15 protein-coding genes and 3 tRNA genes are annotated in these 16,171 nt (G+C 70.5%); 10 read left to right on the forward strand and 8 right to left on the reverse strand.

What is annotated here, in order from left to right:
- Positions 1–47: 47 nt before the first annotated feature.
- Positions 48–845, reverse strand: a complete 798-nt coding sequence (locus tag ACIP6U_RS20715) for a sterol carrier family protein (RefSeq protein WP_401719718.1) — start codon at positions 843–845, stop codon at positions 48–50.
- A gap of 67 nt (positions 846–912) precedes the next feature.
- Complete coding sequence (locus ACIP6U_RS20720) at positions 913–1,557, reverse strand: TetR/AcrR family transcriptional regulator (protein WP_401719721.1); 645 nt, start codon at positions 1,555–1,557, stop codon at positions 913–915.
- Between the two features lie 95 nt (positions 1,558–1,652).
- Here ACIP6U_RS20720 and ACIP6U_RS20725 point away from each other — a divergent pair, with 95 nt between their 5' ends.
- Positions 1,653–3,155 (forward strand): MFS transporter, encoded by a 1,503-nt coding sequence (locus tag ACIP6U_RS20725; RefSeq protein WP_401719724.1) that lies wholly within the window; start codon positions 1,653–1,655, stop codon positions 3,153–3,155.
- Here the strand turns inward: ACIP6U_RS20725 and ACIP6U_RS20730 are convergent.
- The gene (locus ACIP6U_RS20730) at positions 3,099–3,698 is read right to left on the reverse strand and encodes an O-methyltransferase (RefSeq protein ID WP_401719726.1); all 600 of its coding nucleotides are present in this window, start codon (positions 3,696–3,698) and stop codon (positions 3,099–3,101) included. The two genes, ACIP6U_RS20725 and ACIP6U_RS20730, sit on opposite strands and share 57 nt — an antisense overlap.
- A 220-nt stretch (positions 3,699–3,918) precedes the next feature.
- Here ACIP6U_RS20730 and ACIP6U_RS20735 point away from each other — a divergent pair, with 220 nt between their 5' ends.
- Positions 3,919–5,052 carry an FAD-dependent oxidoreductase gene (locus ACIP6U_RS20735; protein ID WP_401719729.1) on the forward strand — a complete coding sequence of 378 codons (1,134 nt, stop codon included), beginning with the start codon at positions 3,919–3,921 and terminating at the stop codon, positions 5,050–5,052.
- A 64-nt stretch (positions 5,053–5,116) separates the two neighbouring features.
- Here ACIP6U_RS20735 and purL read toward each other — a convergent pair whose 3' ends face one another.
- The 3 genes from purL to purS are packed head-to-tail and all read right to left on the reverse strand — an operon-like array spanning position 5,117 to position 8,312.
- On the reverse strand, positions 5,117–7,375 hold the full coding sequence (gene purL, locus ACIP6U_RS20740; RefSeq protein ID WP_401719731.1) for a phosphoribosylformylglycinamidine synthase subunit PurL: 2,259 nt from the start codon (positions 7,373–7,375) through the stop codon (positions 5,117–5,119).
- Positions 7,372–8,052, reverse strand: coding sequence for a phosphoribosylformylglycinamidine synthase subunit PurQ (gene purQ, locus ACIP6U_RS20745; RefSeq protein WP_123999136.1), 681 nt, complete (start codon positions 8,050–8,052; stop codon positions 7,372–7,374). Before purQ ends, purL begins: the two co-directional genes overlap by 4 nt.
- A complete protein-coding gene (gene purS / locus ACIP6U_RS20750) occupies positions 8,049–8,312 on the reverse strand; it encodes a phosphoribosylformylglycinamidine synthase subunit PurS (protein WP_123999135.1) in 264 nt (87 codons plus the stop codon). The genes purQ and purS overlap by 4 nt, the downstream gene beginning before the upstream one ends.
- 291 nt (positions 8,313–8,603) lie before the next feature.
- Between purS and ACIP6U_RS20755 the strand changes: the two genes are divergently transcribed.
- From ACIP6U_RS20755 to ACIP6U_RS20790, 8 genes are all read left to right on the forward strand, one after another.
- Positions 8,604–8,921: an Lsr2 family protein gene (locus ACIP6U_RS20755; RefSeq protein ID WP_123999134.1), complete on the forward strand. Its 318-nt coding sequence runs from the start codon at positions 8,604–8,606 to the stop codon at positions 8,919–8,921.
- A 127-nt stretch (positions 8,922–9,048) separates the two neighbouring features.
- Positions 9,049–9,120 (forward strand) — tRNA-Gly (locus ACIP6U_RS20760).
- 98 nt (positions 9,121–9,218) lie between these two features.
- Positions 9,219–9,291, forward strand: a tRNA-Gly gene (locus tag ACIP6U_RS20765).
- 143 nt (positions 9,292–9,434) lie between these two features.
- Positions 9,435–10,382: an ABC transporter ATP-binding protein gene (locus tag ACIP6U_RS20770; RefSeq protein WP_401719735.1), complete on the forward strand. Its 948-nt coding sequence runs from the start codon at positions 9,435–9,437 to the stop codon at positions 10,380–10,382.
- Positions 10,383–10,426: 44 nt separating this feature from the next.
- Complete coding sequence (locus ACIP6U_RS20775; protein WP_401720566.1) at positions 10,427–11,206, forward strand: ABC transporter permease; 780 nt, start codon at positions 10,427–10,429, stop codon at positions 11,204–11,206.
- 19 nt (positions 11,207–11,225) lie between these two features.
- Positions 11,226–12,650: a sensor histidine kinase gene (locus ACIP6U_RS20780; RefSeq protein WP_401719738.1), complete on the forward strand. Its 1,425-nt coding sequence runs from the start codon at positions 11,226–11,228 to the stop codon at positions 12,648–12,650.
- An 11-nt stretch (positions 12,651–12,661) separates the two neighbouring features.
- Positions 12,662–13,273, forward strand: coding sequence for a response regulator (locus tag ACIP6U_RS20785; RefSeq protein ID WP_401720569.1), 612 nt, complete (start codon positions 12,662–12,664; stop codon positions 13,271–13,273).
- 37 nt (positions 13,274–13,310) lie between these two features.
- Positions 13,311–13,383, forward strand: a tRNA-Gly gene (locus ACIP6U_RS20790).
- A gap of 65 nt (positions 13,384–13,448) precedes the next feature.
- Here the strand turns inward: ACIP6U_RS20790 and ACIP6U_RS20795 are convergent.
- Together ACIP6U_RS20795 and ACIP6U_RS20800 are read right to left on the reverse strand one after the other, a co-directional pair.
- Positions 13,449–14,348, reverse strand: a complete 900-nt coding sequence (locus tag ACIP6U_RS20795; RefSeq protein WP_401719741.1) for a phosphoribosylaminoimidazolesuccinocarboxamide synthase — start codon at positions 14,346–14,348, stop codon at positions 13,449–13,451.
- A 94-nt stretch (positions 14,349–14,442) separates the two neighbouring features.
- The gene (locus tag ACIP6U_RS20800) at positions 14,443–15,978 is read right to left on the reverse strand and encodes a N,N-dimethylformamidase beta subunit family domain-containing protein (protein WP_401719743.1); all 1,536 of its coding nucleotides are present in this window, start codon (positions 15,976–15,978) and stop codon (positions 14,443–14,445) included.
- Positions 15,979–16,171: the final 193 nt, after the last annotated feature.

Consider the following 16,171-nt stretch of genomic DNA (forward strand, 5'->3'; position numbering starts at 1 on the left):
CGGGACGGGTTCCCTGCGGGATGACTTCGGGCTCGCTCTTGGGCGCTTCACCCCATGATCGGCAGCAGTCCGCCCAGATCCGACCGCTCGCCGCTCGCGCTGACCTTCGCCTCTTCCACGGCGTCCTTCCACCCCGTGCGCCCGGTCGCGAGCCTGAGCCAGGTCAGCGGATCGGTCTCGACGACGTTCGGCGGGGTGCCGCGGGTGTGCCGGGGGCCCTCGACGCACTGGACGACGGCGTACGGCGGGATCCGCACCTCCGTCGTCGCGCCGGGGGCCTTCACGGCGAGGGCGTCGGCGAGGAGCCGGGTGCAGGCAGCGAGTGCCTGGCGGTCGTACGGGATGTCGAGGCCCGGCACGGCGGCGTTCAAGTCGTCGGTGTGGACGACCAGTTCGACGGTACGGGTGACCAGGTAGTCGGCGAGGGGCATGGCGCCGGCGTTGGTCTCGAGCAGCCGGGTGCCGGGGTGGGTGTCGAGGTGCCCGGTGAGGGTCCGCTCGATGTCGGCGAGGTAGGCGTCGAGGTCGGGGTGCTGCTCGGCGAGCGTCCGCGTGAAGTCGGCGATGGCCGCGGAGTTGGCCGCGGTGGCGAAGGGCCAGTCGAGGATCACGGCGTCCTGCGCGGGCGGGGCGGGCCGGTCCAGGGAGCGGTGGACGGCGGTGACCGCCATCCCGATGTGCGCGACCAGCTCTCGTACGGTCCATTCCCCGAGCCGGGTGGGGAGCGCGAGCTGCTCGGTCGTGAGCGTCGCCACGGCCAGACGTACGTTCCCGAACTGCGCGAGCACCGCGGTACGGGTCTTGACGGGGTCGTACGTACGCGCGCGCTTCTTGGCCGTGGGCATGGCGGTGAGCCTAATCGTCGGGGCGGAACGGCTCACGGCGTTTTCGGTCCCGCCTCTTGTGGGCGGCTCAGAGGGCTTTGCGGGCGTAGTCCCCCAGGCCGTGCTCCACCAGGTCGAAGGCGCGGGCGGCACGTTCGGCGGCGTCCGCGGTGACCTCCTCGACGGATTCGCCGGCGTCGAGGCGGCGGTGGTGGTCCTCCACGAGGGCGTTGCGGGCGGCGGTGAGGGTGGCGGCGGCGATCAGGGCGAGGACCGGGTCGCCGGTCTCGTCCCGCAGCAGGTCGGCCAGCTCGCGGGCGCCCTTCTCGGAGGTGAGGTAGGCGCGCTCCATCAGGACCGGGGTCTCCATGATGAGCCGGCGGATCCGGCGCCCGAACGGCTCGACGTGGAGGCCTATCGACGGGTCGCGGGTCTCGATCATCTCCAGGAACTGCCGGCGCACGGCGGCCACCGCGGACTCGCCGGGGGCGCGGTCGCGCACGGCGCGGGCGGAGTCGGAGAAGTGGTCCTCGATCGGGCGGAAGACCAGGTCCTCCTTGGTCCCGAAGTAGTTGAAGACGGTCATCTTCGACACCTCGGCCGCGTCCGCGATCTCCTGCACCGAGACCGCGTCGAAGCTCTTCTCCAGGAACAGCTCCACGGCGGTGCGGTAGATCCGCAGCTCGGTCTGGATCTTCTTGCGCTCGCGCAGCCCCATCGCCTCAGCAGCCATGACATCACTGTACCAAGCCGAATTATGAGCCGGGACGAAAAATAATCCCAGAAAAAAGATTGACCCGGTACACATCGCTGCCTCATCGTGGAGACATGACCGAGACCCAGCGCCGAATCGGCTTCCTCGTCTGTCTGGTGACGATCGTCCTGGCCGTCCTGGACATGCAGATCGTGTCCGCGGCGACCGTGCCGATCGTCCGCGACCTGGACCCCGACCACGGCATCGACAAGATCCTGTGGCTGGTCAGCGCGTTCGCGTTGGCGTCGGCCGCGGTGCTCCCCCTGTACGGCAAGCTGTGCGACACCCTCGGCGCCAAGCGCGTCTTCCTGACGGCCGTGGGCGTGTTCCTGGTCGGCTCCGCGCTGTGCGGGGCGGCCCAGTCCATAGGGCAGTTGATCGCCGCGCGGGCCGTGCAGGGCATCGGCGCCGGCGGCCTGATGAGCGTCACGATGGTGGTGATCGCCGAGCTGAGAGGCCCCGGCGAGAAGGACGCCAAGGGCGCGGGCATGGGCGGGGTCGTCTCCGGCGGCGGAATGGCGGTGGGCCCGTGGATCGGCGGCCTGCTCGCGGACCACGCGAGCTGGCGCTGGATCTTCTACGTCAACCTGCCGCTCGGCCTGGCCGTGCTGGCCCTCGGCGCGCTGGTCCTGAAACTGCCCCGGCAGCCGCGCCGCCACCGCATCGACTTCCTGGGCGCGGCCCTGGCCGCCGCGTTCTCCGCGGCCCTGCTGCTGGTGACCGAGTGGGGCGGCAAGCAGTACGCCTGGTCGTCACCGCAGATCGTCGGGCTCGCCCTGGCCGCGGCGGCCGCGCTCGCGCTCTTCCTCCGGCGTCAGAGGACAGCGCCCGAGCCGATCCTCCCGCTGTCCCTGTTCCGGGTACCGGAGCTGCGGTGGGGCTTCGCCATCCAGGGGCTGATGGGGGCGGCGATCGTGGGCGCCATGTACTACGTCATGGTCTATCTCCAGGTGGCCCGTGGCCTCACCAGCTCCTCGGCCGGCCTCTATCTGCTCCCCATGGCCCTCGGCATGACCGCGGTCGGCGTCCTCTCCGCCAAGCTCGCGGAACGGGGCTGGCAGGAGCGGACGTTCGCGACAGCCGGCTCGGCGATCGGCACGGTGGCGTTCCTGTCGCTGTCCACCCTCGGCACGGACACGTCCCTCTGGCTGCTGCGCGGGGATCTGCTCCTGGTCGGCATGGGCTTCGGCCTCCTCCTCGGCCAGCTGATCCAACTGGTCCAGGACGCGGCCCCCCGCCACCAGCTGGGCGTGGCCACGACCGCCATCCGCTTCTTCCAGACGCTGGGCACGGCGTTGGGCGCGGCCCTCTTCGGCACGGTGATCACCCGGCTGTACGACGGCCCTGGCCCGCTCACGTCACTGACGGGCGCGGAGCGGGTGGCGGGGGTGGCGTCGTACGTCGACGCGACGGACACGGTTTTCCTGTGCGGGGCGGTGCTGATGGGGTTGTGCGTGGTGATGGGGTTGCGGCTGCCGAAGCGTCCGGGTCCCGCCGGCTCCACTCCGACGGGGGGATCTTCAGGAGAGGGACGTCCGCTCCGGCGTACCCCGCACCGCCATGACCAGGCCGCTTGACCAGGCCAGGCGCACGGACCGGAAGTCCGGACGTCCCTCCAGTTCGCTCAACAGGCGCTTCACGGCGGCCTCGTGGGTCGCCGGCCAGTCCGGCTGGGGGAGCAGGTCGTCGATCAGGTAGGTGCCGCCGGGTGCCACGAGGTCCAAGGCCTGTTCGAGGTGGGTGAACTTGCCGGGCCAGGTGTCGGCGAACACGAGGTCGAAGGGCTCCCCGTCGTACTCCTCCAGCCACTGCCCCGCGTTCGCCGTCACGAAGGTCGCTCTCGGATCGGACCCCAATTGCTCACGGGCGATCGCCTGGACGCCGGCGTCGAGTTCGACCGTGACCAGTCGGGAGGCTCCGTCCATCCCACTCAGGAGCCAGGCGGTGCCCTCGCCGACGCCGGTGCCGAGTTCGAGAACGCGGCCACCGGGACGGGCCGCCGCGAGCACGGCCAGCAGACTGCCGGTCCGCTCCTCGCACGACATGGTGAAGCCCGCCTCCTGGGCCGCAACACGCAACGCGGGAAGGGCAGTTGGCGAGGTGATCGGGGTGTCGTCCATCCAGGGATGATGCAAGCGCCTCGCCTCGCGTGCAACAGCGGTCGGGCGATTGTCGGCCGTGTCCGGCGGGTTGTCGTCGGTGTCGGTCGGCTGTCGGACGGTTGTCGGCCGTGTCGATCGTGCGTCGGCGGACTGTCGGTGCGCGCTGGAACCGTTTCGGAGTACCCGCCGGGCGACCGTCCGGCAGGCCCGCCACACGCAAGGCACACAAGGAGTCGTCATGACCACGCACGTCACGATCATCGGCGCCGGACTCGGCGGACTGACCCTCGCCCGCGTCCTGCACGTGAACGGCATCCCGGCCACGGTCTACGAGGCGGAGGACTCACCGATGGCCCGGTTGCAGGGCGGGATGCTCGACATCCACGACTACAACGGCCAACTCGCTCTACAGGCAGCGGACTTGATGGACGAGTTCCGCGCCATCGTCCTGGAGGGCCGCCAGGCGACCCGCGTCCTCGACCGGGACGGCACCCTCCTGATGGACGAGCCCGACGACGGCACAGGGGGCCGCCCCGAGGTGCAGCGCGGCGAGCTGCGGCAGATCCTGCTCGACTCGCTCCCGGCCGGCACCGTCCGCTGGGGCCACAAGGTCAGCGGCACCCGCACCCTCGACGACGGCCGGCACGAAGTCACCTTCGCCGACGGCGGCATCGTCGTCACCGGCCTGCTCGTCGGCGCGGACGGCGCCTGGTCGCGGGTCCGGCCGCTGCTGTCCGACGCCACTCCCGAGTATGTCGGGCGGTCGTTCGTCGAGACCTATCTGTTCGACAGCGAGACCAGGCACCCGACCGCCGCGAAGACGGTCGGCGGCGGGTCGCTGTTCGTGCTCGCCCCGGACACGGGAGCGAGCGGGAAGTGGATCGGGGCGCACCGCGAGAGCGGCGAAACGCTGCACGCCTATGTGACGCTGGCCAAGCCGCAGGAGTGGTTCGCCGGCATCGACTTCACCGACTCCGCCGCGGCCACCGCCCGGATCGCCGCGGAGTTCGACGGCTGGGCCCCCGAGATCACCGCCCTGATCACCGACAGCGACACCGCCCCGGTCGTGCGCCCCCTCAACTCGCTGCCGATCGGCCACCGTTGGGACCGAGTGCCCGGCGCGACCCTGGTCGGCGACGCCGCCCATCTCTCACCGCCGGACGGCGAAGGCGCCAACCTGGCCATGCAGGACGGCGCCGAACTCGGTCTGGCCATCGCCGCGCACCCCGACGACATCGAGGCCGCGCTCACCGCGTACGAGGATGTGCTGTTCCCCCGTAGCGCCGCGGCCGCCACCGCGGCGGTGGCCACCAACGAAGCCATCGGACAGGACCTGATCGGCTTCTTCACCCAGAACGAACAGACCGCATAACAAAGAAGCGTTCGTGGGACGGTCACCGTGACCGTCCCACGAACGCCTTCTCCGTACTCGGGTGTTATGCCAGCAGCGCCGGGATCGTCGCCTCGTGGGCCTCGCGCAGCTCTGCCAGGGACAGTGCGAACTCGCCCTGGACCTCCACGGAGTCGCCGTCCACGACACCGATGCGCGTGACCGGCAGCCCTCGCGCGCCGCACATGTCGTTGAAGCGCAGTTCCTCCGAGCGCGGGATCGCGACGACCGCGCGGCCGGCCGACTCCGAGAAGAGGAAGGTGAACGCGTCGAGCCCGTCCGGGACGACCAGGCGCGCGCCCTTCTCGCCCAGCAGCGCCGACTCCACGACCGCCTGGATCAGACCGCCGTCGGACAGGTCGTGCGCGGAGTCGATCATGCCGTCGCGGGACGCGGAGATCAGGATCTCGGCCAGCAGCCGCTCCCGCTCCAGGTCGACCTTCGGCGGCAGCCCGCCGAGGTGGTCGTGGACGACCTGCGACCAGGCCGAACCGCCGAACTCCTCACAGGTGTCGCCGAGGAGGTAGAGCAGCTGGCCTTCCTCCTGGAAGGCGACCGGCGTGCGCCGCGCCACGTCGTCGATGACGCCCAGCACCGCGACGACCGGCGTCGGGTGGATGGCCGCCTCGCCCGTCTGGTTGTAGAGGGAGACGTTGCCGCCCGTGACCGGCGTGCCCAACTGCTGGCAGGCGTCGGCCAGTCCACGGATCGCCTCCGCGAACTGCCACATCACCGCCGGGTCCTCGGGCGAACCGAAGTTCAGGCAGTCGGAGACGGCGAGCGGCTTCGCGCCGGTCGTCGCCACGTTCCGGTACGCCTCGGACAGCGCCAACTGCGCACCCGTGTACGGGTCCAGCTTCGCGTACCGGCCGTTGCCGTCCGTCGCGATGGCGACCCCGAGCCCGGTCTCCTCGTCGATGCGGATCATGCCCGAGTCCTCGGGCTGCGCCAGCACCGTGTTGCCCTGCACGAAGTGGTCGTACTGAGAGGTGATCCACTTCTTGGAGGCCTGGTTCGGGGACGACACCAGGGCCAGGACCTGGGACTTCAGTTCCTCCGAAGTCGCGGGCCGGGCAAGCTTGTTGGCGTCGTCCGCCTGGAGCGCGTCCTGCCACTCCGGACGGGCGTACGGGCGCTCGTAGACCGGGCCGTCGTGGGCCACGGTCCGCGGGTCGACGTCGACGATCTTGCCGCCGTGCCAGAAGATCTCCAGGCGGTCGCCGTCGGTCACCTCACCGATGACCGTGGCGATGACGTCCCACTTCTCGCAGATCTCCAGGAAGCGCTCGACCTTCGCCGGCTCGACGACCGCGCACATCCGTTCCTGCGACTCGCTCATGAGGATCTCCTCGGGCGAGAGCGTGGAGTCGCGCAACGGTACGTCGTCCAGGGTGACCGTCATGCCGCCGGAGCCGTTGGACGCCAACTCGCTTGTGGCGCACGACAGTCCGGCCGCGCCGAGGTCCTGGATGCCGACGACCAGCTTCTCCTTGAAGGCCTCCAGGGTGCACTCGATGAGGAGCTTCTCCTGGAAGGGGTCGCCCACCTGGACGGCGGGGCGCTTCGAGGGCTTCGCGTCGTCGAAGGTCTCGGACGCGAGGATCGAGGCGCCGCCGATACCGTCGCCGCCGGTCCGGGCCCCGTACAGGATGACCTTGTTGCCCGCGCCGGACGCCTTCGCGAGGTGGATGTCCTCGTGCCGCATCACGCCGATGGCACCGGCGTTGACCAGCGGGTTGCCCTGGTAGCAGGCGTCGAAGACGACCTCGCCGCCGATGTTGGGCAGACCGAGGCAGTTGCCGTAGCCGCCGATGCCGGCGACGACACCGGGCAGCACACGCTTGGTGTCGGGGTGGTCGGCCGCACCGAAGCGCAGGGGGTCCACGACCGCCACCGGCCGCGCGCCCATCGCGATGATGTCGCGCACGATGCCGCCGACGCCCGTGGCCGCGCCCTGGTAGGGCTCGACGTACGAGGGGTGGTTGTGCGACTCGACCTTGAAGGTGACCGCGTAGCCCTGGCCGACGTCGACGACACCGGCGTTCTCGCCGATGCCGACGAGCAGGGCGTCCGACTGGGGCGCCTTCTCGCCGAACTGGCGGAGGTGGACCTTGGAGGACTTGTACGAGCAGTGCTCGGACCACATGACGGAGTACATGGCGAGCTCGGCACCGGTGGGCCGGCGGCCGAGGATCTCCACGACCCGCTCGTACTCGTCCTTCTTCAGGCCGAGTTCGGCCCAGGGCAGCTCGACGTCGGGGGTCTCGGCCGCGTGCTCGACCGTGTCCAGAGGCGTCCTGCTCATGCGTTGACCAGCTTCTTGAGGATCGAGGTGAAGAAGGGCAGGCCGTCGGTGCGGCCGGAGCCGATGAGCGGCTCGACGGCGTGCTCCGGGTGCGGCATGAGGCCTACGACGTTCCCGGCAGCGTTCGTGATGCCGGCGATGTCGCGGAGCGAACCGTTGGGATTGAAGTCGAGGTAGCGGAAGACGACCCGCCCCTCCGCCTCCAGCTCGTCCAGCGTGCGCTCGTCGGCGACGTACCGGCCGTCCATGTTCTTCAGCGGGATGTGGATCTCCTGGCCGGACGCGTAGTCGCTGGTCCAGGCCGTGCCCGCGTTCTCCACCCGCAGCTTCTGGTCGCGGCAGATGAAGTGGAGGTGGTTGTTGCCGAGCATCGCGCCCGGGAGGAGGTGGGCCTCGGTGAGGATCTGGAAACCGTTGCAGATGCCCAGGACCGGGAGTCCCGACTTCGCCTGCTCGATGACCGTCTCCATCACCGGCGAGAACCGGGAGATGGCTCCGGCGCGCAGATAGTCGCCGTAGGAGAAACCGCCGGGAAGGACAACCGCGTCGACCTGGTGAAGGTCCTTGTCCTTGTGCCAGAGAGCGACCGGTTCGGCACCCGCGAGGCGGATCGCGCGCTGGGTGTCGCGGTCGTCGAGACTTCCCGGGAAAGTGACGACGCCAATACGAGCGGTCACTTCGCGGCCTCCGCCACTTCTTCGACCTTGACCGTGAAGTCCTCGATCACCGTGTTGGCGAGGAAGGATTCCGCAAGATCATGGATGCGGGCGAGCACGGCCTCGTCGACCGGTCCGTCAACTTCCAGTTCGAATCGCTTTCCCTGACGTACATCGGAGATGTCTTCGAAACCCAGGCGCGGCAGGGCACGCTGGACCGCCTGGCCCTGGGGGTCGAGGATCTCCGGCTTGAGCATGACGTCGACTACGACGCGTGCCACTGGCACTCCCGGTGTTGTGGTGCTGAGCAGGTTCCTGCGGGTCTTCGACAGGTGGCTTCAGACTACCCGCACAAAATTTCTACGCGGGTAGCGTTGGAGGAAGCTACGTGATGGCCGTCACGGCCCGGCGCGCCGACGCCCGTTCACGAAAAGATCCAGGAAAGATCCCAGATCGACACCCGATACCTATTGCGCTCAGGACGCGCGGGAGGATTTAGTCAAGCTTCACATTGCATTGCTGAGCACTGTACAAATGAATTGGCAACGTGCCGTACGAAGGGACCGATATTCGTGGCGCAGAAGGTCGTGGTCACTCTCTTTGACGACATCGACGGCTCGGAAGCGGCGGAAACGATCGCCTTCGGACTGGATGGCAAGTCGTACGAGATCGACCTGAATGAATCCAATGCCAAGAAACTGCGTAAGGCGCTCGCGCCCTACGTGGACGCCGGCCGCAAGCGCTCGAAGTCGGGCAAGGCGTACCGGCAGACGGAGGTGGCCCCCGACCCGGCGGCCGTCCGCGCCTGGGCCCAGGCGAACAAGATGGACGTGCCCGCGCGCGGCCGGATCCCCAAGAAGGTCTACGAGGCGTTCAGCGCGGCACAGTGAGCCGCCGCGCCCGACGACGGGTCATCCGCCCCTCGGGAGACCCGACTTGCGCTGCACCCCTGATGGTCAGCTAGAGTTCGGAGCACGCCGAGGGGCGAGGCCGAAAGGCCGAACCCCCGAGGTACACGCGGGTGTAGTTCAGTAGCAGAACATCCCCCTTCCAGGGGGAAGGCGCAGTGTGCAATTCCTGTCACCCGCTCTGCATCGCTTCAGATCCACTTCGGCGGATCGGATTCACTCCGGTGGATCAGGTAAGCTGATGCCCGCGCCGATCGGTGGGAGCCGGTCGGAGGCAGTGCGGACGTAGCTCAGTTGGTAGAGCGCAACCTTGCCAAGGTTGAGGTCGCCAGTTCGAACCTGGTCGTCCGCTCACTTCACGAAGGCCCCGGTCAATGACCGGGGCCTTCGTCGTGTCTCCGGCGGATCACCGGCCGCGGCCCTACTGACATTTGTCATGCGCGGCGATGACAGCGCGCACTGCTCCCGCCTCCGGATCGCCGGAACGCTGGAGGCATGGACAACAACGAACACGAACACGTGATTGAGGTCACTGACCTACGACGTGTCTACGGGGGCGGGTTCGAGGCCGTACGCGGGGTCTCCTTCCATGTGGACCGGGGTGAGGTCTTCGCGCTGCTCGGGACCAACGGCGCCGGCAAGACGTCGACGGTCGAGGTGCTGGAGGGGCTCGCCAAGCCGGCCGCGGGACGGGTGCGGGTGCTCGGGCACGACCCCTACGAGGAGCGGTCCGCCGTACGGCCCTTCACCGGGGTGATGCTCCAGGAGGGCGGCTTCCCGTCCGAGCTGACCGTCACCGAGACCGCCCGGATGTGGGCGGGATGCGTGAGCCGGCCCCGGCCACCGGAGGAGGCGCTGGAACTGGTCGGCCTCCACCGGCGGGCCGACGTACGGGTGAAGCAGCTGTCCGGCGGTGAACGGCGCCGCCTCGACCTCGCGCTCGCGGTGCTCGGGCGGCCCGAGGTGCTGTTCCTCGACGAGCCGACGACCGGTCTGGACGCCGAAGGGCGGCGGGACACCTGGGAGCTGGTGCGCTCGCTGAGCGACGGCGGCACGACCGTGCTGCTCACCACGCACTACCTGGAGGAGGCCGAGGATCTCGCCGACCGGCTCGCGATCATGCGCGAGGGGCGTATCGCGGTGGCCGGGACGCCGGCCGAGGTGACCGCCGCCCAGCCCTCCCGGATCTCCTTCCGGCTGCCGGACGGCTACTTCCTGGGCGACCTGCCACCGCTGGCCGGGCTCGGGGTGACCGGTCACGAGGTGGACGGCAGGGTCGTACGGCTGCGGACGAGGGAACTGCAGCGGGCGGCCACCGGGCTGCTGATGTGGGCCGAGCGGGCGGGGGTCGAGTTGCGGAACCTCGATGTGCGGTCGGCCTCGCTGGAGGAGGCGTTCCTGGGGATCGCGCGCGAGAAGGAAAAGGAAGAGGTGGCGGCATGAGTGCCCTGGAAAGTGACGGCCCGAGCGCCACCGGACGTCGCGGCATGAATGCCCTCGATCTCGCTCCCGTCGGGCAGCGGTTGCGGGCGCTGGCGCGGGCCGAGCTGACGCTGCTCGGCCGCAACCGCAGTGCGGTGGTCACGGCGCTGCTGGTGCCGCTCGCGCTGCCGTTCAGCGTGCGGCCCACGCTCGACCAGATGGACCTCAAGGCCGAGGGACTGAGCGTCGGCACGGTGCTGCTGACGGCCGCCGTCGGCTTCTCCCTCCTGTTCGCCGTCTACTCGTCCCTGGTCAGCGCCTATGTGGCCCGCCGCGAGGAGCTCGTCCTCAAGCGGCTGCGCACCGGCGAGGTCGGTGACGCCGAGATCCTCGTCGGCACCGGACTGCCGGCCGTGTGCCTCGGCCTCGCCCAGTCCCTCGTCCTCGTCGTCGCCTGCGTGGTGCTCTTCGACACGGGGGCGCCCCGGGCGCCGTATCTCACCGTTCTGGGGCTGCTGCTCGGCCTGGTGCTGTGCGCGGCGCTGGCCGCGCTCACCGCGATCTACACACGGACCGTGGAGAGCGCGCAGGTCACCGCCTTGCCGCTGCTGTTCCTCTCCATGCTCGGCTCGGGCATCGCGATCCCCCTGGAGGCCCTGCCGGACCGCGTGGGGGCGGTGTGCGCGTATCTGCCGCTCTCCCCCGTGATCCGGCTGGTCCGCGGCGGCTTCACCGGTGAACTGAGCGGGTACGAGGCGCTGGGCACGGCGGCGACCGCGCTGGCCTGGACCGTGCTCGCGGTGTTTGCTGTACGGCGGTGGTTCCGGTGGGAACCGCGGCGGTGACCTACGGGGGCACGTGGAGATGGGCGGCACGGTGACGGGCCCGACGGTGGTCGGACGGACGGGCGGCTGGTGGCGGCGCAAGAGCACGCCGGCGAAGGTCGAGACGTACACCCGGTGGTCGTTCCACACCATCGGGGTGAGCGAGTTCGTGGCGGTCGGACTGCCGGCCTTCGGCACGCTGGGGGTCGGGCTCGGCGCGGTGGTGCTGGGCCTGGTCACGGCACATGCCGCGCTGTGCACGGTGACGGTGTCCCGGGCGCTGGACTGGACCCGGGGACGGAACCCGCAGCCCGTGCGCCTGCTGTGGGCGCTGGCCGCCCTCAGCGCGGTGACCGCGGTCGCGGCCATGCTGATCGCGGACCTGGGCCCGGACGGCGACGGCGCCGAGGGCACGGGCAGCGCGATCTTCGCGATCATGCTGATCGCCGGCGCCGGGGTGATCGCGCTCGGTGTGGCGGACCGGCGGCGCGTCTGCCTGATCGTGGGCGGCTTCGCGGTCGGCGCGGGTCTCCTCTCGCTGCCGCTGGGCGTCCCCGCGCCCGGCGCCCTGGTCACCGCGCTGGGCGTGCTCCTCGGCGCCGGGTTCCTCGCCTTCACCGCCGTCTTCTCCGTCTGGCTGATGAACGCCGTCTACGAACTCGACGCGGCCCGCGAGACCCGCGCCCGGCTCGCCGTCGCCGAGGAACGGCTGCGGTTCGGGCGGGATATCCACGACGTGATGGGGCGCAACCTCGCGGTGATCGCGCTGAAGAGCGAACTCGCCGTGCAGCTCGCCCGGCGCGGCCGGCCCGAGGCCGTGGACCAGATGACCGAGGTGCAGCGGATCGCGCAGGAGTCGCAACGGGAGGTACGGGCGGTCGTACGGGGATATCGGGAGGCCGACCTGGACATCGAACTCGCCGGTGCGCAGGGCGTGTTGAGCGCGGCCGGAATCACCTGCGAGGTGACCGGGGAGGCGGGCGGACTGCCGGGTGAGGTGCAGTCGGTGCTCGCGTGGGTGGTCCGCGAGGCGACGACCAATGTGCTGCGCCACGGGGACGCCCGACGGTGCGAGGTGCTGCTGCGGGTGGCGGAGGGGCGGGTGGTGCTCACGGTGGAGAACGACGGTGCGAAAGCCGCCGGCGGGGGCGGAGGGTCGAACAGGGCCGTCGTCGGAAGGAGCGGGGCGGGAACGGCAGTTGACGGGAGAGGCGCTTCGGGGCCGGGGGCTGGTGGGAGGAGAGGCTCGGGACCGGAGGCCGATGGCGGAAGCGGTTCGGGACCGGCTGACGGCGGGAGGTCCGCCGGGCGAACGGTCACTGACGGGGGCATCGGGTCGGGACTGACCGGGCTGCGCGAGCGGCTGGCCGCGGTGGGCGGGACACTGGCGGCGGGGCCGGCCGAAGGGGATGTGTTCCGGGTGGTGGCCGAAGTGCCCCTGAACGTGAGCGAGGTCACCGCGTGACGCCCATGGGCATGACTCCGGTACGGCTGCTGCTCGCCGACGACGAGCATCTGATCCGGGGCGCGCTCGCCGCGCTGCTCTCGCTGGAGGACGACCTGGTGATCGTCGCCGAGGCCGCGAGCGGGCCCGAGGCGCTGGCGATGGCACGGGCGCACCGGCCGGACGTGGCCGTCCTGGATCTCCAGATGCCCGGCGCGGACGGTGTGAAGGTCGCCACATCCCTGCGGACCGAACTGCCCGGCTGCCAGGTCCTGATCGTCACCAGCCACGGCCGGCCCGGGCATCTGAAACGGGCGCTCGCGGCGGGTGTGCGCGGGTTCGTCCCGAAGACGGTGAGCGCGCAGCGGCTCGCGGAGATCATCCGCACGGTGCACGCCGGAAACCGTTACGTCGACCCCGAGTTGGCCGCCGACGCCATCGCCTCCGGGGACTCACCGCTGACCGCCCGCGAGGCCGAGGTACTGGAACTCGCCGCCGACGGGGCGCCCGTCGCGGAGATCGCCGAACGGGCCGCGCTGTCCCAGGGGACCGTACGGAACTACCTGTCGTCGGCCGTCTCGAAACTCGGGGCGGAGAACCGGCACTCGGCAGTGCGTCTCGCACGGGAGCGAGGTTGGGTATAGTTGCTCTCGCGCCACGGCACAGTCGCCACGGCGCGACGCGGACGTAGCTCAGTTGGTAGAGCGCAACCTTGCCAAGGTTGAGGTCGCCAGTTCGAACCTGGTCGTCCGCTCGGGAGAAAAGCCCCGGTCCACCGGACCGGGGCTTTTTCGTGCGCCGAGCGCGCCGAGCCGAGGGCTAGCTCCAGCTCAGGCCGGTGAGGCGCTCGTACGCCTCGATGTACTTCGACCGGGTCGCGTCCACGACCTGCTGCGGCAGCGGCGGCGGGGGCTGCTCGCTCTTTCGGTCCCAGCCCGACTCCGGGCCGGTCAGCCAGTCGCGCACGAACTGCTTGTCGTACGACGGCTGCGCGCGGCCCGGCTGCCACTCCTCGGTCGGCCAGAAGCGGGAGGAGTCCGGGGTGAGGACCTCGTCCCCGACGACCAGGGTCTCGCCCTCGAAGCCGAACTCGAACTTGGTGTCCGCGAGGATGATGCCCCGCTCGCGGGCGATGTCACGGGCGCGGGAGTAGATCGCGAGGGTCGCCTGGCGCAGCTGCGCGGCGGTGTCGGCGCCGACCTGGCGGGCGACCTCCTCGTACGACACGTTCTCGTCGTGCTCGCCCACGGCGGCCTTGGTGGCCGGGGTGAAGATCGGGGCGGGGAGTTCGCTGCCGTCGACCAGGCCCTCGGGGAGGGCGAGGCCGCAGACCGTGCGGGAGGCGTTGTACTCCAGCAGGCCGGAGCCGGTGAGGTAGCCGCGGGCCACGCACTCGACCGGGACCATCTGGAGGGACTTGCAGATGAGGGTGCGGCCCGCCCACTCGGCGGGGGCGCCGGGCGGGAGGTCGGTGCCGAGGACGTGGTTGGGGATCAGGTCGGCGAGCTGGTCGAACCACCAGATCGAGAGCTGGGTGAGGACGCGGCCCTTGTCGGGGATCTCGGTCGGCAGCACCCAGTCGAACGCGGACATACGGTCGCTGGCGACCATCACGAGCTCGCCCGCCTCGTTCTGGTACAGCTCCCGCACCTTGCCGGTGTGGAGGTGCGTCAGGCCCGGAACCTGGAGCGGCTCGGGCTTTTCTACGAATCCGGACACGGGTTCCTCCAGTGGATCTGTCCAACTGGCTTGATTGTCCCGTATGCGCGAGCGGCTTCAGGACGGGGGTCGGCGGGAGGAGTCTGCCGCCGGGTCAGTCGCGCTTGCAGATGCGGTCCAGGAGGTTCGCGGTGGCGCGCTGGATCCGGGTGTCCACATGGCCGGGGCGGTCCAGGGACGGGGTCCACGCGAACGTCCCGGACGCGAAGACGAGGGCGCCGGAGGGGGCTCGGTAGAGGGACGTCTCCTGGTGGCGGAGGGCGCCTTGGGCGTCGGCGTACGGGGAGTGGGCGAGCAGGATGCGGTTGTCGTGCTCGGGGAGCGGGGTGCGCGGGAAGTAGCGGTCGGCCTCGCCGGCGACCAGGCCGTCGATCTCGTCGCCCTCGTGCGCGCCGGTCGCGTCCCACAGCCAGTGGTCGGCGTTGCGGACGATCAGAGGGTGCGGCTCGGGAACCCGGCCCGCGTACTGGATGCCGACCAACTGCTGTTCGGGGCGGTCGACTTCACGCCACAGGACGGGCCGGCCAGGGCCCCGGCGCTTGCGGCAGGTGAGCAGCCGGTCGGGTACGCCGGACGGGGACGGGCCCAACTCCACTTGCCAGTACATGGTGTTGGCGGAGAGGAAGACGAGAGACGTGCCGTGTTCGCGGGCCGTCTCCACCGTGCGGCGCATGTTGGCCGACCAGTACTCGTCGTGGCCCGGGAAGACCAGGCCGCGGTACCGGGTGGGGTCCACCTCGCCGGCGTGCAGGTCGCGGGCGTCGGCGTAGGCGAGGTCGTAGCCGTAGCGCTCGGCCCAGCGGATGAAGTCGTAGGCGTGGCCGACGTGGAGGGGGAGTCCGGCGCCCGCGTACGGGCGGTCGAAGGAGACGGTCGTGGCGGCGTCGGACTCGCCGAGCAGCCGGCCGTCGTCGTCCCACGCGTGGTAGAGACTCGCGCCCGTGCGGCCGTCCTCCGGATAAAGGTTGTACGCCTGCCACGTCACGTCGGGCAGGAGGAGGAGCAGGTCGGCGGGGTGGTCGTCGCGGACGGTGAAGGGGATGTGCGAGCGGTAGCCGTCGGCGGTGGTGAGGACGGCGACGTACGCGCCGATGCTCCAGTAGCTCGGGATCTGCAGCCGCCAGGACAGCCACCAGTGGTGGCAGGAGACCGTACGGTCCGCGGTCAGCGGCGGGGGCTGGACGATGCCCGAGAGGCGGGGGCTGGTGGTGATCTTCGCGGCGCCGTCACCGCCGTAGTGGCCGATGCGGTAGATGTCGACGCCGAACTCCTGGGGCGGGTCGACCGTGACGTGGAAGTCGACGGCCTCGCCGGGGGCGACGGCGCCGGTGGAGATGAAGCCCTTGATCTGGCGGCGGACGTCGTCGGCCGAGCGGGGGCCTCCGGCGGTTCGCGGGGATGCGGTGGTCCGGGGGGCGGTCGTTCGGGGAGCGGGGACCCTTGGGATGCCGTCGGGGGCGGCGTGGTCCGGCTCCACGGACGGGTCGACGTACCAGGGGACCACCTGTCCGGTGTCGTCGAAGTACGTCTCGGCACCGCGCAGCCAGGGGACGGGGCCCTGGCCGAAGGGGTCGCTGACGGCGTGCGCCAGGGCGCCGGACTCCCAGCGACGGATCTGCTCCGGTGCCATGGTCGGTCCCCTCCCTCGCGCGTCTGCTCCGCCGTGGGTGGCCGATGTCGGCCGCTGTGGGTGGCCCTGGGTGGCCGTTGGGTGGCGTATGCGGTTGCCATGTGCGCGATCGGTCCCAGCACATCACATTACGCACCCATGCGGTCACACCTCGTTGCGAATTGGCCGAAAGTGGAACGGGGGGCTCCGCCTG

It is taken from the genome of Streptomyces sp. NPDC088794 (assembly GCF_044750545.1).
Classification (GTDB): domain Bacteria; phylum Actinomycetota; class Actinomycetes; order Streptomycetales; family Streptomycetaceae; genus Streptomyces.